The following is a 17,936-nucleotide window of genomic DNA, read 5'->3' as shown; positions in this document are numbered from 1 at the left end:
AGCGGCGGAGGGGGAGGGGGAGAAACATGCGGGCAGCACGAGACCGTAAGCGCTTTGAACAGTTTGTTGATTTCTGGGTTGTTGCCGCCGTGTGTCATGCCCATCCGCTATGCGCGCGACCCACGCACCGCGTCCAGAAGGGCTTCCCAGCCAGGCAGTTTGACCACACCGTCCCGCCCGAGCGAGGCCCCCAGCTCGGCCTCGGCCCGCTCGATGGCCTCCCATCCGGCCCACTCGACCGGCTCGATCCCCTCGGCACGCAGCGCGGTGAGCGGGTCTTCGGACGCTTCATGTCGTACGAGCGTGGGGGCGTCCTCCAGCAGGGAGGTCACCGTCTCCTTGGCGTCCGGGCGGTTGGTGCCGATGACGCCCGTCGGGCCCCGCTTGATCCAGCCGGCCACGTACTCGCCGGGCGCGGCCCTCCCCTCGCGCAGGACGCGGCCCGCCCGTTGCGGCACGATGCCGAGCTCGGCGTCGAACGGCAGCCCGTCCAGCGGCACCCCGCGATAGCCCACCGAGCGCAGCACCAACTGCGCCTCGATGTCCTCCAGTTGACCCGTGCCACGCACCCCGCCGTGCCCGTCCGGCGCGGTCCGTTCGAAGCGCACCGCGCCCACCCGCCCCGCGTGGGCGAGGAGTTCGACGGGACGGAGGAAGAAGCGGAGGCGGATACGGCGTGCGCCTCCCGAGGGAGGCAGGGCCGCCCAGGTGCGAAGCGTCTCCACGTTGCGGCGTTGCGCGGCGGGCAGGGCGGAGGGGTCCAGAGAGTCCGGGTCGAGCGCCAACTCGGCCGGATCCACGGTCACTTCGGTGTCCGGCAGACCGCCCAGTTCGCGCAGTTCCTTGGTGGTGAAGCGGGCCTGCGAGGGACCGCGCCGGCCCACCATGTGGATGTCCGTCACCCCGCTCGCGGCCAGTGCGGTGAGTGCCGCCTGCGGTATGTCGGTGCGACTCAGCTCGGCAGCGCCGCGCGCCAGTATCCGCGTGACGTCCACCGCGACATTGCCCACGCCGATGACGACGGCCGAGCGTGCGCCGAGCACGAAACCGTCGCCGGTGGAGTCGGGGTGGGCGCTGTACCAGGACACGAACTCGGTCGCCGACCAGCTGCCCGGCAGCTCCTCGCCAGGAATCCCCAGGTGACGGTCGGTGGCGGCTCCCACGCAGTACACGACCGCGTCGTACAGCTCCCGCAGCCGCGCGACAGACAGCCCGCCGGGCCCCACCCGCACCCCGCCGAGGAACCGCACCCGCTCGTGCTCCAGCACCGTCCGCAGATTGGTCTGCAGCGACTTGATCTTCTCGTGGTCCGGCGCCACGCCGTAGCGCACCAGCCCGTATGGGCACGGGAGCCGGTCCAGGACGTCGACAAGCACCCCGGGCTCCCGCTGGACCAGGCTCTGGGCGGTGTAGACCCCACTCGGCCCGGAACCGACGACGGCGACACGCAGCATGGCGGAACTCCTCACCGGTCAGGCACACAGGAGATCGCTGACTCGCCAGACCGCTGGCAACTCCAGGGTCCCACCACCGGGGCTCCGCTGACAGAGTGCCGTGGGGACCCGTACGCGACGGGGGTGCGCGTGTCCGTTCGTATGGAATGTGATCATGCGGTTACGTTGCGTGTGTGCTAGAAGCATCCTTTGTCAGTCTTTCCGATCGCTGCCCGGAGGACGGCGCGGTGTCCGTGTGGCCCGCGTGGAAAGTGAAGGAGCACGACGGTGCCACCTCGTGGTTCCACGTCCGGCTGGCCTTCACCGACGGCGCCCGGGTCGACGCCCTCGCCGTGGTCTCCGACCAGGGCCTCTCCGTCGAGGACGTACGGGCCCAACCGGCCCTGTCCCTCGACGACTTGACGGTACTGGCCGACTGGATCGAGGGGCCGCTCTTCGAGGCGTGCGGACTGGAACCGGGGCCCGGGTACGAAGGGGAGGAGGGAGCCGGGTCGGGCGGAGCGCGCCGGGCCCGGCCGCCCTGGCCGCGCGGCATCGAGGGGCGGTGGCTGGTCGCCCAGGAGTACCGCGCCGCACAGGAAGAGGGGGTCGATCCCGTCCTCGCGGTGATGTGCGCGACCGGACACAGCCGACGCCGCTCTCTCCGGCTCATCTCCCAGGCGCGCGACGCGGGTTATCTGACGCCTCGTCACGCGAGGCGCTGAGCCCATGAGTTGGGCCGGGTGAGAGGGGCGGGCGGGTCAGGTTGCGGAAGGCTCGGCGGGGTGGTCCTCGGCCGGCCGGTCGTCCGTCGCGAAAAACCGTGAGAGGTCCGTGTCGGCCGCCGCGCGAGGTGTGCCGGCATCGGGCGGGATCCCCAACTCCCAGTCGAGCCCGTACCGTTGGAACAACTCGGTACGCAGCACCGGGATCTGCATCGGCACCCCGGGCACGAGCGCCGCGTAGACCGCGCCCATGAGGAGGGCCCGCAGCATCGGGTAGTCGGACGGGACGTTCCCCGACCTGTACCGCGCGATCGTCTCCCCGAGCAGTTCGGCCAGGCGCCGCTGCTCCGGGCACTGCACGAAGCCCTCGCCCTGGAGCAGCCCCGCCATGTGCTGGCGCATCAGCACGGGCCGGTCGTGCGCGAGGCCCAGAATCGCGTCGATCGCCCGCGCCATTCGCTCTCGCCCGTCCGTGGTGCGCGGCTCGCGCTCCAGCGCCTCCTCCAGCGTGCGATGCATCAACCGGTGTACGGCGGACTGCACCAACTGGCGTTTTCCGGGGAAGTAGTACGACACCAGTCCGCGCGCCGATCCGGCCCGGTCCGCGATGTCACCCAAGGTCGTGGCCTCGAAGCCGCGCTCACTGACCAACTCGACCGCCGCCTGCAGTAGCCGCTCCCGGGAACGCCGTCGCAACTCTTCATTGACCGAGGCGCTTCGCGGGGACATGCTGTAACTCCTGCGTTGACTGGCTATCAGCCAACTATACTCAGGACGTACGGGTGCCCGTAGCGAGGGCCCGGCGAATGCTGCCGTCCGTCTGGGGCGACGCGGGGGATCGTCTCAGGCGGGCGGCTCCTTTTCACCCCAATGGTTACCTTGGGCGACCTTTAGGGCGGCGCCCGGCGCCGTCTTCTCGCACATCTGTCGCACGGCACGTGATCCGTCCCTAGAGTGGGCACGGGTGACGAGCCGAGGAGGCGCACAGGCATGGACCAGGACCAGCAGATTTTCGCGCGGATCAACGAGATGGTCGATGACGAGCGCAAGCTCCGGGAGGCCGTCGCCTCCGGCACGATCGACAGCACCACGGAGCACCAGCGACTCGGCCGGCTGGAACGCGAACTCGACCAGTGCTGGGACCTGTTGCGGCAGCGCCGCGCCAAGGTGGAGTTCGGCGAGAACCCGGACGAGGCGCGGGTGCGCCCGGAGTCCGAGGTGGAGGGGTATCAGGGGTGACTTCGGGGGCGGGGCGCAGGGGTCGACCCCTGGGCTGAGGCCGGAGGCCGGCCTCGGCTCAGCCCTGACCGACCAGGTCGAGCACGGGGCGCAGGGCGTCCGGCCGTTCGGTCACCGGGCGGTGGTCCACGAAGTGCACCCCGCAGCCCAGGGCCGCCGCGCCGCCGTCCGAGCGTCGCTCGTCGCCGACCATCAGCACGTCCTTCGGGTCGACCCCGAGCGCCTCGCAGGCGACCGCGAACAGCCGCGGGTCCGGCTTCTGAATGCCGTGTTCGTACGACAGCACGTACGTGTCCACGTAGGTGTCGAGGCCGTGCTCCCGGAACACCGGCCGCAGATCCCAGCCGATGTTGCTCACCACGCCCACGCCGATTCCACGCTCGCGCAGTGTCCGCAGCACGGACTCCGCGTCCGGGTACGGCGTCCAGGCGGCCGGCGTCATGTGCCGGTCGTACAGCGCGTCGTGCAACGCCGGGTCGGGGAGCGGGACTTGGCGGGAGACGCCGGTGAACGCGGCCCGGTGCAGTTCCGCACTCTGGTCGCGGATCGCCCACAACTCGGCGAACTCCGCGGGCAGCCGCTCCGGTTGCGCCCCACCCGGCATCGCCCCCGCCGACTCCAGCGCCCGCGCCACCTCGGCCAACTCCGGCTCGGGCAGCGCGATCCCGGTCTCCCGCAGTACGGCACGCAGCCAGGACTCGGTGGACTCGATACGGAAGAGGGTTCCGGAGAAGTCGAAGAGGACGGCACTCATGCGGTGATCTTACTCAGCCATTCACACCCACCGCCGTTCGTACCCCCCGACAGCGACTGCCACCACGAACGCCCCCAGAACCCAGCCGCCCAACACGTCCGACGGCCAGTGCACACCGAGCCACACACGGGTCAGTCCCACACCCGCCACTGAGATCACGGCCAGAGTCAGGGCCGTACGCCACACAGCACGTCCGGCGCCGTAGTGGTGGAGCAGCCACAGGAGGAGGCCGCAGACCACCGTTGCGGTCATGGCGTGGCCCGAAGGGAAGGCCGCGTAGTGGGCGGAGTCGACAGGGTCGGGCCACACCGGGCGGGGGCGGTCGACCAGTGCCTTCAGGGCCTGCTGCAGCAGTGTGCCGAGCGCACATGTGGCCGCCAGCCACAGCGCCGTCCACCATGCGGAACGCCGCCACACCAGCCACACCATGGTGACCGCACATACAAGGCGCAGAGTGAGGGGGTCCCAGACCCAGTCCGTCAGGATGCGGCACACATGTGTCACCCCGTGGTCCTCGACCGCCCAACGGTGCGTCGTTCCGGCGATCCGGTCGTCGAGGTCGATCAGCGGACGCCACTCGACCGCGACCAGGGTGAGCAACAGCGCGGAACACAGGGCCAGGGCCAGGGTGACGGTCGTGTACTGGCGAGTCGGGCGGGACGGAGAGCGCATGGAACGATCCTCGCCGATCCACGCCCCTCTACGCGGACCTCAGCCGAGCGCCCGCAGCCCCGGTACGAACGCCACCAGCACCGGAATCACCGGCACCAGCGCCGCCGTGGCGGTCAGCCCCAGGCGGCGTGTCGTCGTGAGCCGGTCCGGGGGTGTGAGCAACCGGTGCACCCGCTGCGGGACATGGGCCTGCGGGGTCGGGCACGGCCCGAACACCCCACGGTCCTCGTTGAGTTCGACGAGTGCGAGCGCGGTCGTGAGGCGGCCGAAGCGGCGGGAGGCCATGTCGTCGGCGGAGAGTTCGACCAGGCGGTGCATCTCGTCCCGGAACGCGGCGAACACCGGCACCTGCGGGAACCCGGTCGCGAGCGCGGCCGAACAGTGCAACAGCCAGTCGTGCCGGGCCTGCGCGTGCCCCTGTTCGTGGGCGAGCAGGGAGTCCAGCTGTCGCCCCTTGAGCCGACGCAACGCGGCTGTGGTGATGACCAGTTGAGGCGCGGGGCCGGACATCCACCACGCGTCGGGGCGCTCGCCCTCCAGCACGACCAGCGGCTCGGCTCCCGGCTCCTCGCCGGGCAACAGCGGTGCACGCACGAGGAGTTCGGCCCTTCGCCGCCGACGCCGCGACCGGGCCCGTAGGACCTCACGGACCAGCATCGCCACCGTCCACGCGCCGCCGCACGCGAGGGCAACCGCGGTCGCCGCCGCCCAAGGCCCGGTCGTCACAAGGGGATAGGCGTCCAGAACGGCGTGCGGGGCGTTGGCGAAGACATGGCCGCGCACAGCCTGCCAAGCGGCGGCGGCGCTGAGCGTCATCGACAGGGCGCAGCACAGGAGGACGGCCGCCACGACGCACTGCCACACCCACAGCGCGAGCACCGGCTCATGGTCCGGCCAGTCGGCCCGGGCGAGCAGCCGTGGGGCGACGACGGCGGCCAAGGCGCCGAGCAGCAACAGTGCCGCGGGGACCATCATGGGAGCACCCTATGAGCGCCGCGGTGATCAGGGGTACGGCTTGTTACGGCAAAGTGACGCAGACCACGATTTCGTACAGTGCGCGGATCTCCAGAGCCCCGGATCCTCAGAGCGTCAACAGCATCGCGACCATGGCGATCCCCATCGACAGCCGGCATGCGCGGGCCAACTCCGGTCGGTCGCCCCACCCGACGCTTCCGCCGTCGCCGACGGCCGCGCCGGTGACGGGCACCAGTCGTATGCCCGACAGCAGCACGTATCCCACGAAGTAGAGGAGCAACACACCTGTCACGAGCGGGACTCCGGAGCCCTCGTGGTCATGGCGGTGTGCGGGGGAGCCGCCCATCACGAGCGCCATGTAGACCATGGCGGCGGTGCCCAGCAGGTGGTGCACATGGTGCGGGCTCCTGCGCGCGGTCCACAGGGCGCGCAGCGCCGCCGCGCAGAACACCGCCGCATAGCCGGGCCAGGCCCACGACGGCGGTGCGAACACCGCGGCGGGCACGGCCATCGCGGCCATCCCGAAGCCCATCAGGGCCTCGCCGCCGGCGGCGAGCCGCTGTTCCGTGACGGGGCTGCGCATCCGCAGCAGGCAGTAGGCCCCGGTCGCCGCACACAGCGCGACCAGCAGCCAGCCGGGCGAAGCCGGTCCGTGCATGCGCATCCCCCGTTCCGCCCTTGTTCTCACTCTTCGTAGACGATCGGTCACAGGTTGCCCGTGCCGCACGGGGCGCAATCGAGCGCAACGGTGTACATGGGGAGCACTCGGTGGAGTGCGGCAGGTCGGAGGCGTGCTCGGGTAACTAATTCACGAGTAAAACACCTGCTAAACTTGCCTTCCATGAGCAGTGCGACCCCCGCCCCCACCCCACGGGCTCCCCGAGTCCGACGCCCTCCGCTCGCCGGTGTGCTGCGCCTCGGCCGGCCCTCCGACATCTGGTTCAAGCCCGCGCTCAGCGTGGTCGCGTCGGTCGCCCCGCCCAACCTGACCCTGCTCGCCCTGGGCCGCCTCGACCTGGCGATGTACACGATGGCCGGCTCCTTGTGCGCGCTCTACGCCCACAACAAGCCGTACGCAGCCCGGGCCCGCGCCCTGTTCTGGGTGGTGCTCGGGATGATCGGCGGTCTCGCCGTCGCACTGGTCACCGCCTCCCTCACCACGAACGCCGTCGTGCTGGTCACGGTCGGCGCCGTCCTGGCCGCCGTACAGAAGGGACTGTGCGACGCGACCCGGATCGGCCCGCCCGGCAACGTCGTCCTCACCTTCATCAGCTCCGCCTCGCTCTTCGCACCGCAGACGCTCGCCCAGATCCCCGGCCACCTGGCGCTCGCCGCCGCGGCGGGCGTCTGGGCGTGGCTCGTCGGCATGGCACCCGGCCTGCTCCGGCCCTACGGCCCCGAGCGCCGTGCCACGGCCCAGGCGCTGGACGCCGCGGCCGCGTACGCCGCCGCACATGGCGCCGGAGACGGCGATGTGCACGGCCCCGGAGGCGGCCATGGTCACGCACAGGCGCGCGCGCGTGCCGCCACGGCGGCGGCCATTCACGCCGCCTGGCAGTCCCTCCTCGCCACCGGCGCCCGCACCAGCCCCCGGCGCTCCCTCGAGCGTCTCGTGGTCCGTGCCGAGGTCGCCCTCGCCGTGCCCGCGGACACCGACCCGGACCTGTTGCGCACCTGGGCCCGCGAACTGCGTGGCAGGGGACCGGTCCCACGGACCGACGACCCGGTGGGCGCCGTAGCCGAACTGCTCGGTGTGGACGCCGAACTCGCCACCCCCGCCCGCCCGTTGCGGACCGAGCTCGGCCCACTCGGACCCCTCGTACTGCGCACGGCGATCGGCTGCGCCCTCGCCGGCTACGCCTCCCTGGCCCTCGGCGTCGGCCGCCCCTACTGGGCCCTCGTCACCGCCGCCTCCCTCTACCAGGCCAACATCACCCTCACCTGGGGCCGGGGAGTGCAGCGCGTCGTCGGCAACCTCGTGGGCGTGCTCGTCTTCGCCGGGGTGGCACCGCTCGCGCACACCCGTCCGGCGGTCCTGGTGCTGTGCTGCCTCGCGTTCAACTTCGGCGCCGAGGCGCTGATCGGCCGCAACTACTGGCTCGGCAGCGTCTGTGTGACCCCGATGGCGCTGCTCATCACCGAGTTCGCCCGGACCCAGCAGCCCGGGGAGCTGATCACAGAGCGGGTGGCGGACACCGTTGTCGGTGCCCTGGTCGGCCTCGTGGCCGCGGCCGTCGTCACCAACCGCCGCGCGACCGACCGCATAGAGGAGGCGCTGACCGCGGCCGAAGGGGCGCGCGGGCAGGCCGCGCGCCTTCTGGCGGAGCCCGCTCCCGCCCCCGGAGCCCTGGATTCCGCGCACCGTGCGCTCGCCGCCGCGTTGGTCGAACTGCGGGCCACTGTCGACGCCGCGTCCGGCGAGTGGTGGCAGCGCGCCCTGTCCCCGGAGCGGGTCGTGCTCGCCGAGCAGTCCGGACACCGTACGCTCGCCGCGACGGTACGACGCCGGGGACCGCGCCCCCGGCCGGCCGCGGATCGGCGCACAGGCAGAAAGACGGAGGGCGTACGGGGATGACGTCAGTGAACGGACGGCCGACGGACGAAAACGGTGCCTCTCCGGATACGGCCCGCCACGCCCCCTCGCCGAGCGCACCCAGCCACGACACCGTCGCCGCAGTCGTCGGGCAGTGGCAGGCCGTGCACCCCGATCTCGACACCGGTCCGATGGAGATCATCGGCCGTATCAACCGGTGCGCCGCCCTGCTTCAGCAGGCCGAGGACGCGCCGCTGCGCCGGGCCGGGCTCAGCCGCCCGGAGTTCGACCTGCTCGGCGCGCTCCGCCGTACCGGGCACGAGCTGACGCCGAGCGAGCTGACCCGGGAGACCTTCTCCTCGGGTGCCGCCGTCACCAAGCGCCTCAAGCAGCTGACCGAACGCGGACTGGTCGAGCGCCGCGGCGACACCCGCGACCGACGTGTTGCCCATGTCCGCCTCACGGACGCCGGCCGCGAGCTCGTCGACGCGATCCTGCCCGAGCAGCTCGCCTACGAGACCACCGTGCTCGCCGGTCTCGACACCCCCGGACAGGGCGAACTCGCCACACTGCTCAGTGAGTTGTTGGTCCAGCTGGAAGGCAGGCTCGGCGTGCTGCGCGTCTGAGCCGCCGTGGGCGGGCGGTGGCGGACCGTTGACGTGAGGCGCGTGATCTCCCTACGTTCGACCAGGTCGGTTCGGGACGCCGACTGTCGTACGACATACCGAACAAGGGATTGATGCCGTGGCAGCCGAAGCCTCCGCCGCCCCCACCTCTGCGAAGCTCACCATCGACCTCGGCACCGACACGGGCCCCTTCCACGGAGGCGCGAGCGGCACGCTCTACGGCGTCTACGGCGACGGTGTCCCCAGCCGCAACGTCGTGGAGGGCATGTACGTCCGCACGGTCTCCACCAAGGCCCAGGACGGCACCCAGCACCCGGGCGCCGACGCCCTGGAGATGCTGCGCCCCTTCGTCGAGGCGGGCGGCAAGGACGTCTACGTCTACCTGACCGACATCTACCGCGGCTTCCCCTACGAATGGCCCGGAGCCACCGGCCCCGAGCGCCTCGCCGACTTCACGGCGCGCGTCCGCAGGCACGTCGAACAGGTGCTGGCGCTCGGCGCGTACCGGTCCCATGTCGTGTACGTCCCGTTCAACGAGCCAGAGGGCAACATGTTCGGCACGGGGGAGTGGAGCTACGACGGGACCTCCTGGCGCACCGACCCGCGCGCCTACTTCGCCGCCTGGCGGGACATCCACCGCCTGATCAAGGATCTCGACCCCGACGCCCGCATCGCCGGCCCCAACACCTGCGAACTGTACGACGAGGTCAAGGGCTTCCTGGAGTTCGCCGACGCCGAGGGCGTACTGCCGGACATCGTCACCTGGCACGAGCTGTCCTCGCCGGACGAGATACGCACAAACGTCGCCAAGTACCGTGCCGTGGAACGGGAGTTGGGAATCGGTCCACTTCCCGTCAACATCAACGAGTACGCCCACAACTACCACTTGTCCGTCCCGGGGCAGATGATCCAGTGGATCGCCGCGATCGAGGAGTCCAAGGTCGACGCCGACATGGCGTACTGGAACATCGACGGCAACCTCAACGACTCGGCGGTCGAGGCCAACAAGGGCAACGGACAGTGGTGGCTGTTCAACGCCTACGGCCAGTTCACGGGCAACACCGTCCGGGTCGCCGCGCCCCACCCGAACGTGCAGTACACGCTCCAGGGCGTCGCCGCGCTCGACCGGGACAAGCGGCAGGCGCGGGTGCTGTTCGGCGGGGCGGGCGGTTCGGCGGACGTCGTGTTCGAGCACGTCGACCCCGAGGTCTTCGGTACGACCGTTCACGTGCGGCTCCTGGAGATCCCCTGGACGGGTCAAGTCGGCGCCTCCGCGCAGCCGTTGCGGCTCGCAGACCATGAACTCCCCGTCGTGGAGGGGAAAGTGGCGCTGCGTCTAACGGACCTGGAGGAGATGTCGGCGTACCAGGTGATCCTGTCCCCGGGCGGCGAGGCGGCCGTGGCGCTGCCGCCCTCGGTCGGCTGGCGGCGGACGTACCAGGCCGAGGACGCGACCTACCTCGGTGGCGACCGTTCCCTGAACGGGCCCGAGGGGTCCCCGGTCGACGTCGACAAGTTCGCCACGTCGACCGGCTACCACGTGGGCGGACTCCGCACCGGCTCCGACGGCGTGCTCGCCTTCCCGGTCGAGGTCCCGCAGGACGGGACGTACGACGTGAGCGTCTTCGCCAACTCCTACAACCTGGCCGACGCCGTGCGCGAGCAGGGACCCACCAACGTCTTCCTCCGCGTCGACGGCCGCCAACCGCGCGAACTCAGGCTGCCGCTCGGCTACAAGTGGGCGGTGTGGGGCCACACCGACACCCAGGTCGAACTGACCGCAGGCGCGCACACCATCACCCTCGCCGCCAAGGACCCCGACCTCGGTGTCACGCGGGGCGAAGCGGTCGTCGACAAGCTCGACCTCGCCCTCCGCGACGACCGGGTGACCGGGTCCGCGCTGTACGATGCCGAGTTCGCCGCCCTGGGTGGTGGCGCGCGCGTCGGCTACACGATCCGCGGAGCCTCCGGCCCGGGAGTCGCCGTACTGCCGCGGGGTGGCAGCGCCACCTTCTGGGTGCACGCGGCGGACGACGGGGAAGCGACGGTGACGGTCGACCGGATCGGGCCCGGGGAGGGCGAGTTGACGATCAACGGCGAGAACGTGGGGATTGTTGAACGATCCTCCGTGCCCCTGTTCCTCACGTCGGGCATCAACAAGGTCACCATTACCGCCACTTCCGACGACCTCGTCCTGGACCGCCTCCGCACAGACCCGTCACGCGGCCTCCTCCCCACCTCGACGTACCCGGCCGAGGAGGGCACCACGACCGGCGGTGCCCGGGTCACCGGCGCCCACACGTTCGCCACCGGCGGCAAGGCCGTCGACGGTATCGGCGCCGGACCCGGGAACGCCCTCACCCTCACCGTGACGGCGGAGCGGGCCGGCCGGCACGCGCTCACGATCCGCTACTCCAACGGCGAACAGGCGCCCGCCACCCACTACAACCCGGACCCGGTCTGCCGCCACGCGGACATCGCGGTCAACGGGGCCGACCCGCAGCGCGTCCTGTTCCCCACGACCTTCCACTTCAACAACTTCCACGACCTGACCGTCCCCGTCACCCTCGACGAGGGCGCCAACACCCTCACGTTCACGGCCGACGAACTCCCGGACCACGACGGCCGGTCCAGGAACCAGTACGGTCAACGCTCCGCGTACGCCCCCGTGATCGACCAGGTGACGGTGACACCGCTGGCCTGACGGCGGGCGGCGGGCGGGCGAACGGGCTCAGTCCTCTCCGCCCGCGGAGTGCACCCCGAAGACCGCCCCTTGCGGATCCCGCAGCACCGCGATCCGCCGTACGTCGGCGACGGACCGGGGTTCCATGAGGACCGCGCCGCCCGCCGCGGTCGTCGCGGCGGCGGTCGCGTGGACGTCGGTCACCGCGAAGTACGGCAGCCAGTGCGGAGGCACCTGGGGTGGGAACGTGTCGTCCATCGCCATCATGCCGCCGAAGTCGGCGCCGTCGATGCCCCACTGCGGGTAGTGCGCCGAGGGCCGGACGGTCCAGCCGAACACGCGCGTGTAGAAGCTCAGGGCCCGCGCGGGCGCCCGTGTCAGCAGCTCCACCCAGCCCAGCGCGCCGGGCGAGTTGAACAGTCCGGCGCCGGGGAAGGTCCGCGCCTGCCACATCTGGAACGCGGCCCCGCCCGGGTCCAGGGCGACGGCGAAGCGCCCGATGTCGAACACGTCGATCGGCTCCATCAGCAGCGTCCCGCCCGCTGCACGCACCAGCTCCGCGGTCGCGTCGGCGTCCGCCACCGCGAACGACACGTTCCACGCCACCGGCTGCGACTCCTGGAACAGCGGCGTCAGCGCGGCGACCGCCGCGTCCCCGACGTGCGCGACCGTGTAGCCGCCCGCCTCCTGCCGGGGATCGGTCTCCGGACGCCAGCCGAACACGTCCGCGTAGAACCGCTTGGCCGCCTCGAGGTCACTGGTCCCGAGCTCGACCCAACAGGGCCCGCCGGTCACCGGCCTGTCGAGCTTCATGACGTTCCTTCCGCAGGAAGTACCCCTCCCAGCACGCTAAGCCCGGGCCACGACCCCGGCCAACCGGCGCGGAAGGGGCCCCCTGCCCGCCGTAGCCCTAGATCCCCGGCCGATACCGCAGCGGATGGTCCGCGGGCACCTCCACCAGCACGATCCGCGTCCCGTCCGGATCCGCCACCCACATCTCGACCAGTCCCCAGGGCTCCTTCACCGGCGGCCGGACGATCTCGACCCCCTTCGCCCGCAACTCCTCGTACGAGGCTCCCGCGTCCGCGACCTGCAGCCACAGCCGTACGGCGGGCGAGGGCGGGGTGTCGGAGCGTCCGGAGACCTCCAGGAACCCGCCGCCGAGGAAGTAGACGGTCCCGCGCTCCACGCCCGTGCCGAACTCCCGGTAGACGGGCAGCCCCAGTTGCTCGCCGTAGAAGGCGCGGGAACGGTCGGGATCGGTCGGGCGCAGCAGGATACGGCTGCTCAGTACGTGCACCATGCGGCCGGAGCCTAGTCTGCGGCCCGCGTTACTCTCGTCACTGCCGAGCCGCGCCCCTGAACGGAGTTGTGCACGATGGACACCGCCGCCACCGGACTGACCTTCCGCGATGCCACCGACGACGATGTGGACGCCCTCGTCGTGCTGATCGAGTCGGCCTACCGGGGTGACGACAGCCGGGCCGGGTGGACCACCGAGGCGGACATCCTCGAAGGGCAGCGGACCGACCCCGAGGGTGTGCTCGCGGTCGTCAAGTCGCCCGACAGCCGACTGCTGGTCGTCGAACGCGACGGCCATGTGGTTGCCTGCTGCCAGCTCGAACACCGCGGCGACCACGCCTACTTCGGGATGTTCGCGGTCAGCCCGCAGCTCCAGGGCGGCGGCCTCGGCAAGGTCATCATCACGGAGGCGGAGCGCGCGGCGAGGGAGACCTGGGGGGTGGGGGAGATGCACATGACCGTGATCTCCGTACGGAACGACCTCATCGCCTGGTACGAGCGCCGCGGCTATCGCCGTACGGGCCGGATGACCCCGTTCCCGTACGGCGACGAGCGGTTCGGCATTCCGCAGCGCGACGACCTGCAGTTCGAGCTGCTGGTCAAGGAACTCGCATAGGGCTCACGCCGTGAAGCGGCCCGTGCGTTTGATCTCCGGGTAGTCGGTGGTCGCGCCGTCCAACTCCAGGGCGCGTACGAGCCGTAGCTGGTCCTGGGTGTTCACCACCCAGCCGATGATCCTCAGGTCCGCCTTGCGGGCCGCCTCGACGACCTCCAGGGTCAGCCTGCGGATGTTCAGGCAGACCGTTTCGGCACCGGCCTCGGTGGCCCGCTCCACCACGTCGGGGCCGAAGCGGCTCGCGATCAGCGCGGTGCGTACACCGGGCACCAGGCGGGCGATCTCGGTGATCGCCTCGTCGTGGAACGAGGACACCTCGACCCGTCCGACCAGGTCCCGCCGGTGCAGGACCTCGGCCAGCGCCCGCGCCGCCGCCAGGTCCTTGATCTCGGCCTGGAGCGGCGACCGGACCGCGTCCAGCACCTCCTCGAAGATGGGTACACGCTGGCCGCGGCCCGCGTCCAGGGTGCGCAGCTCGTCGAGGGTCCGCTCGGCGATCGGACCGGTCCCGTCGGTCGTACGGTCCACGTCGGCGTCGTGCATGACGACGAGGGCGCCGTCCCTGCTCAGATGGAGATCGAGTTCGATGACATCGAGGCCGGCCTGTTCGGCGGCGACGAAGGAACGGAGAGTGTTCTCGGGTTCGAGACCCATGACTCCGCGGTGACCGATGGTAAGGAAGTTCAAGGTTCAACTCGCTTCCGTCGACGGCGGCTCGGCTCGCGCGCGTGGGCGCGGCCGGACACCGGCGTCCACGCGGCAGAGCCGCAGCCTAACGGCCGGGCCCGGCGATGTACCCGCGCGTACACGGAGGATCGCGGAGACGGCAGCGGCCGACCTGCATCGCGCCGGCCGGAGCGGTCACCCTGGCGTGGGCGCGTCCCGGGGCGATTGACCGGTGGCCGGTTTCGGTGCTCCGGTCCTTGGGTAGCCGCGCGATGTCTCTTCGGCGGCCATCACGGTTTCCGGCAGGAAAAAGTTCGGTCACGAGCAGGGGTATGCCGGATAATCTCCCGATGATCCCCTTGCTGGGAGAAACCACATATGTATACGGTCTCCGTACGCTGGATTCTCCCGTGGAGGATGGGACATGACGGAAATTCTTGTGCAGGTGGGTTCGGAGGAGCGGGTTCCTCCCGTGACCAGGGTGGTGGAGCATCCGGCATGGCCCGTGCTCAAGGATGCCGTGGAGCGGATCCGGCCATGGCAGGCCAAGGACGGGTCGATCGACTTCGCGGCCCAAGGCGCGCCGGACCGCGCGGAGGCCGAGCACGCCGTACGCCGGGTGGCGGGTGCCGTCGAGGAGCTCTCCCCGCTGCTCCCGCACGATGCCGCCTATAGCGCCGCTCTGGTCAGGGACCTGGAGCGGTGGGCCGCCGACGGCTTCCAGGTGCCCGACTTCCTCGACTCGCTGCTGGCCTTCCAGCCCGCCGCGAACCGCCGGGACGGACTCCAGCATCTGGTCGTCTTCCCGATGTACACGCAGAACGGCAACCCGGACCGCAACCTCGAAGCGGTCGCCCTGCGCATGGTCTGGCCCGACTGGCTGGCCGAGCTGGAGGCGACCCGCTACGACAACCCGCTGTTCTGCGGCATCACCTTCGAGGACTTCACGTCCGGCTACGACACCAACTCCGCCGTGCTCTTCCCGGAGACCATCGCCGTACGCCAGGCGCCGGAACGATTCTCCTGGGGCGGCATCTTCTGCGACCGCGAGGCCGCCCGCTTCCGCCGGGTCACCGAGGCCGCCGTCGACATCCTGGGCATGGAACTGCCCGAGGACGTCGCCACGATGGTCCACGACCAGAAGCGCTGCGAGGGGGCCTTCGTCCTGTGGGACATGGTCCACGACCGCACCCACAGCCATGGCGACCTGCCCTTCGACCCGTTCATGATCAAGCAGCGCCAGCCGTTCTGGATGTACGGCCTGGAGGAGCTGCGCTGCGACCTCACCGCCTTCAAGGAGGCCGTGAAGCTGGAGGCCGACGGCGTCCCGCAGGCCCGTGACGTGCAGTACGCGGTCCTCTGCGACCGCATGTTCCGCTTCCCGGTCACCGGCGAACGCGTCCGCAACTACGACGGCCTCGGCGGTCAGCTCCTCTTCGCCTACCTGCACAAGCACGACGTCGTCCGCTGGACCGACAACAAGCTGCACATCGACTGGCAGCGCGCGCCCGAGGTCACCAACCGGCTGTGTGCCGACATCGAGGACCTCTACCGCGCGGGCATCGACCGCCCCAAGCTCGTCCACTGGTTCAAGGCCTACGAACTGGTCGCCACCTACCTCGCACCGCACCCCGGCTCCAAGTGGGCCAAGGGCCCCGACGCCCTGGACCTGAGCCAGCCGCCGCGGAAACTCGTGGATGACGTGCTTCCGGACGAGTTTCCGCTGAGCATGTTCTATGAGGCACTCTCCAAGAAGCTCAAGAACGTGATCGCGTCCACCCGGGGCATCACGGCCGAGAGTGCCGAGCGGATCGCCGCGTGAGCGACCGCAGCACCGAAGTGGCTCAGGAGGCGAGGACCATGGGGAACGGGGCGCTCAACGGCGCGGTGATCGCGGTGGCCGGAGCGGGCGGGCCGGCCGGCCGTGCCGTGCTGCTGCGGCTGGCGGAGGCGGGCGCGACCGTTGTCGGCTCGGACGCGCATCCCGAACGCCTGGCGGAGGCCGTGGACGCGGCGCGCTACGCGCACGGCGGCGCCACCGTCGTAGGAGACACCGTCGACCTGCTCGACCCGAAGGCCACCCGCGACTGGGCCGCGCACATCGAGAAGGACTTCGGCCGCGTCGACGGCCTCGTCCACCTCGTCGGCGGCTGGCGCGGCAGCGCCAGCTTCACCGAGACCGACCTCGCCGACTGGGACCTGCTGGAGAAGCTGCTCATCCGCACCGTGCAGCACACCTCCCTGGCCTTCTACGACGCCCTGGAGCGCAGCGACCGCGGCCGTTACCTGCTGATCAGCGCGGCCGGCGCCAGCAAGCCCACGGCGGGCAACGCCGCGTACTCCGCGTCGAAGGCCGCCGCCGAGGCCTGGACCCTCGCGATGGCCGACGGCTACCGCAAGGCCGGCGGCGAGGACGGGCCCACCTCCGCCGCCGCCGTCATGGTGGTGAAGGCGCTGGTGCACGACGCGATGCGCGCCGAACGTCCCAACGCGAAGTTCACGGGCTTCACCGACGTCAAGGACCTCGCAGAGGCCATCGCCGGCGTCTGGGACAAGCCCGCCGCCGAAGTGAACGGAAACCGTCTGTGGCTGACCGAGAAGCCGTGAACCCTCCGAAGACCGACGCACGGCGCCACCACGACCCGGAGATCCGCGGCTTCGCCAGCGACAACTACGCCGGCGCCCACCCCGAGGTACTCGCCGCCCTCGCCCTCGCCAACGGCGGCCACCAGGTCGCCTACGGAGAGGACGACTACACCGAGAACCTCCAGGGCATCATCCGCAGCCACTTCGGTGCTACGGCCGAGGCCTTCCCGGTCTTCAACGGCACCGGCGCCAACGTCGTCGCGCTCCAGGCGGTCACCGACCGCTGGGGCGCGGTGATCTGCGCCGAGAGCGCCCACATCAACGTCGACGAGGGCGGCGCCCCCGAGCGCATGGGCGGGCTGAAGCTGCTCACGGTGCCCACCCCGGACGGCAAGCTCACGCCCGAACTGATCGACAAGCAGGCCTACGGCTGGGACGACGAGCACCGCGCGATGCCGCAGGTCGTCTCGATCACCCAGAGCACCGAACTCGGCACCCTCTACACGCCCGACGAGATCCGCGCGATCTGCGACCACGCCCACGCGCACGGCATGAAGGTCCACCTCGACGGCTCCCGGATAGCCAACGCGGCGGCCTCGCTGGACGTCCCCATGCGGACGTTCACCAACGCGGTGGGCGTCGACATCCTCTCCCTGGGCGGGACGAAGAACGGCGCGATCTTCGGTGAGGCGGTCGTCGTCATCAACCAGGACGCCGTCAGCCACATGAAGCACCTGCGCAAGCTGTCCATGCAGCTGGCCTCCAAGATGCGCTTCGTCTCCGTGCAGTTGGAGGCGCTGCTCGCCAAGGACCTGTGGCTGCGCAACGCCCGCCACGCGAACGAGATGGCCCAGCGCCTCGCCGAGGGCGTGCGCGCGGTGCACGGCGTAGAGATCCTCTACCCGGTGCAGGCCAATGGTGTCTTCGCCCGCCTGCCGCACGACGTGAGCGTGCGCCTTCAGCAGCGCTTCCGCTTCTACTTCTGGGACGAGGCGGCCGGCGACGTCCGCTGGATGTGCGGCTTCGACACGACCGAGGACGACGTGGACGCGTTCGTGGCGGCACTCAAGGAGGAGATGGCCCGCTAGTCAAGCTTGAACAGAAGATGCATAGGTATGCGTTCATA

At 70.8% G+C, this 17,936-nt stretch carries 18 protein-coding genes; 9 read left to right on the top strand and 9 right to left on the bottom strand.

What is annotated here, in order from left to right; translation table 11 throughout:
- Positions 1–107: 107 nt before the first annotated feature.
- Complete coding sequence (locus OH768_RS06380; RefSeq protein WP_406450911.1) at positions 108–1,454, bottom strand: FAD-dependent oxidoreductase; 1,347 nt, start codon at positions 1,452–1,454, stop codon at positions 108–110.
- A 227-nt stretch (positions 1,455–1,681) separates the two neighbouring features.
- On the opposite strand from OH768_RS06380, the gene OH768_RS06375 reads away from it, so the two are divergent.
- A complete protein-coding gene (locus OH768_RS06375; protein ID WP_406450909.1) occupies positions 1,682–2,158 on the top strand; it encodes a DUF6214 family protein in 477 nt (158 codons plus the stop codon).
- A 36-nt stretch (positions 2,159–2,194) separates the two neighbouring features.
- On the opposite strand, the gene OH768_RS06370 is transcribed toward OH768_RS06375, so the two are convergent.
- The gene (locus OH768_RS06370; protein WP_406450907.1) at positions 2,195–2,887 is read right to left on the bottom strand and encodes a TetR/AcrR family transcriptional regulator; all 693 of its coding nucleotides are present in this window, start codon (positions 2,885–2,887) and stop codon (positions 2,195–2,197) included.
- 261 nt (positions 2,888–3,148) lie between these two features.
- On the opposite strand from OH768_RS06370, the gene OH768_RS06365 reads away from it, so the two are divergent.
- Positions 3,149–3,397, top strand: a complete 249-nt coding sequence (locus tag OH768_RS06365) for a DUF2630 family protein (protein ID WP_406450905.1) — start codon at positions 3,149–3,151, stop codon at positions 3,395–3,397.
- Between the two features lie 58 nt (positions 3,398–3,455).
- On the opposite strand, the gene OH768_RS06360 is transcribed toward OH768_RS06365, so the two are convergent.
- The 4 genes from OH768_RS06360 to OH768_RS06345 form a co-directional block, all read right to left on the bottom strand.
- Positions 3,456–4,151: an HAD family hydrolase gene (locus OH768_RS06360; protein WP_406450903.1), complete on the bottom strand. Its 696-nt coding sequence runs from the start codon at positions 4,149–4,151 to the stop codon at positions 3,456–3,458.
- Positions 4,152–4,172: 21 nt separating this feature from the next.
- Positions 4,173–4,823 carry a phosphatase PAP2 family protein gene (locus OH768_RS06355; RefSeq protein ID WP_406450901.1) on the bottom strand — a complete coding sequence of 217 codons (651 nt, stop codon included), beginning with the start codon at positions 4,821–4,823 and terminating at the stop codon, positions 4,173–4,175.
- Positions 4,824–4,862: 39 nt separating this feature from the next.
- Positions 4,863–5,798 (bottom strand): M56 family metallopeptidase, encoded by a 936-nt coding sequence (locus tag OH768_RS06350; RefSeq protein ID WP_406450899.1) that lies wholly within the window; start codon positions 5,796–5,798, stop codon positions 4,863–4,865.
- A 106-nt stretch (positions 5,799–5,904) separates the two neighbouring features.
- Positions 5,905–6,456, bottom strand: a complete 552-nt coding sequence (locus OH768_RS06345) for a DUF5134 domain-containing protein (protein ID WP_406450897.1) — start codon at positions 6,454–6,456, stop codon at positions 5,905–5,907.
- Positions 6,457–6,639: 183 nt separating this feature from the next.
- Here OH768_RS06345 and OH768_RS06340 point away from each other — a divergent pair, with 183 nt between their 5' ends.
- The 3 genes from OH768_RS06340 to OH768_RS06330 all read left to right on the top strand — a co-directional run bounded on the left by OH768_RS06340 (position 6,640) and on the right by OH768_RS06330 (position 11,661).
- Positions 6,640–8,373: an FUSC family protein gene (locus tag OH768_RS06340; protein ID WP_406450895.1), complete on the top strand. Its 1,734-nt coding sequence runs from the start codon at positions 6,640–6,642 to the stop codon at positions 8,371–8,373.
- On the top strand, positions 8,370–8,957 hold the full coding sequence (locus OH768_RS06335) for a MarR family winged helix-turn-helix transcriptional regulator (RefSeq protein ID WP_406450893.1): 588 nt from the start codon (positions 8,370–8,372) through the stop codon (positions 8,955–8,957). Before OH768_RS06340 ends, OH768_RS06335 begins: the two co-directional genes overlap by 4 nt.
- Before the next feature lie 118 nt (positions 8,958–9,075).
- Positions 9,076–11,661 (top strand): cellulosome protein, encoded by a 2,586-nt coding sequence (locus OH768_RS06330; protein WP_406450891.1) that lies wholly within the window; start codon positions 9,076–9,078, stop codon positions 11,659–11,661.
- 27 nt (positions 11,662–11,688) lie between these two features.
- On the opposite strand, the gene OH768_RS06325 is transcribed toward OH768_RS06330, so the two are convergent.
- Together OH768_RS06325 and OH768_RS06320 are read right to left on the bottom strand one after the other, a co-directional pair.
- Entirely contained in the window at positions 11,689–12,453 is a 765-nt protein-coding gene (locus OH768_RS06325; protein ID WP_406450889.1) for a VOC family protein, read from the bottom strand.
- Between the two features lie 97 nt (positions 12,454–12,550).
- The gene (locus OH768_RS06320; RefSeq protein WP_406450887.1) at positions 12,551–12,943 is read right to left on the bottom strand and encodes a VOC family protein; all 393 of its coding nucleotides are present in this window, start codon (positions 12,941–12,943) and stop codon (positions 12,551–12,553) included.
- A gap of 75 nt (positions 12,944–13,018) precedes the next feature.
- On the opposite strand from OH768_RS06320, the gene OH768_RS06315 reads away from it, so the two are divergent.
- On the top strand, positions 13,019–13,558 hold the full coding sequence (locus OH768_RS06315) for a GNAT family N-acetyltransferase (protein ID WP_406450885.1): 540 nt from the start codon (positions 13,019–13,021) through the stop codon (positions 13,556–13,558).
- A 3-nt stretch (positions 13,559–13,561) separates the two neighbouring features.
- Here the strand turns inward: OH768_RS06315 and OH768_RS06310 are convergent, their stop codons facing one another.
- On the bottom strand, positions 13,562–14,245 hold the full coding sequence (locus tag OH768_RS06310) for a glycerophosphodiester phosphodiesterase (protein WP_406450883.1): 684 nt from the start codon (positions 14,243–14,245) through the stop codon (positions 13,562–13,564).
- Positions 14,246–14,648: 403 nt separating this feature from the next.
- Between OH768_RS06310 and OH768_RS06305 the strand changes: the two genes are divergently transcribed.
- The 3 genes from OH768_RS06305 to OH768_RS06295 are packed head-to-tail and all read left to right on the top strand — an operon-like array spanning position 14,649 to position 17,898.
- On the top strand, positions 14,649–16,046 hold the full coding sequence (locus tag OH768_RS06305; RefSeq protein ID WP_406450881.1) for a DUF6421 family protein: 1,398 nt from the start codon (positions 14,649–14,651) through the stop codon (positions 16,044–16,046).
- Positions 16,047–16,084: 38 nt separating this feature from the next.
- The gene (locus OH768_RS06300; RefSeq protein WP_406465161.1) at positions 16,085–16,831 is read left to right on the top strand and encodes an SDR family NAD(P)-dependent oxidoreductase; all 747 of its coding nucleotides are present in this window, start codon (positions 16,085–16,087) and stop codon (positions 16,829–16,831) included.
- A complete protein-coding gene (locus tag OH768_RS06295) occupies positions 16,828–17,898 on the top strand; it encodes a threonine aldolase family protein (RefSeq protein ID WP_406450879.1) in 1,071 nt (356 codons plus the stop codon). The genes OH768_RS06300 and OH768_RS06295 overlap by 4 nt, the downstream gene beginning before the upstream one ends.
- Positions 17,899–17,936: the final 38 nt, after the last annotated feature.

It is taken from the genome of Streptomyces sp. NBC_01622 (genome assembly GCF_045209635.1).
Lineage (GTDB): Bacteria > Actinomycetota > Actinomycetes > Streptomycetales > Streptomycetaceae > Streptomyces.
This window is presented reverse-complemented; position numbering and strand designations above follow the sequence as displayed.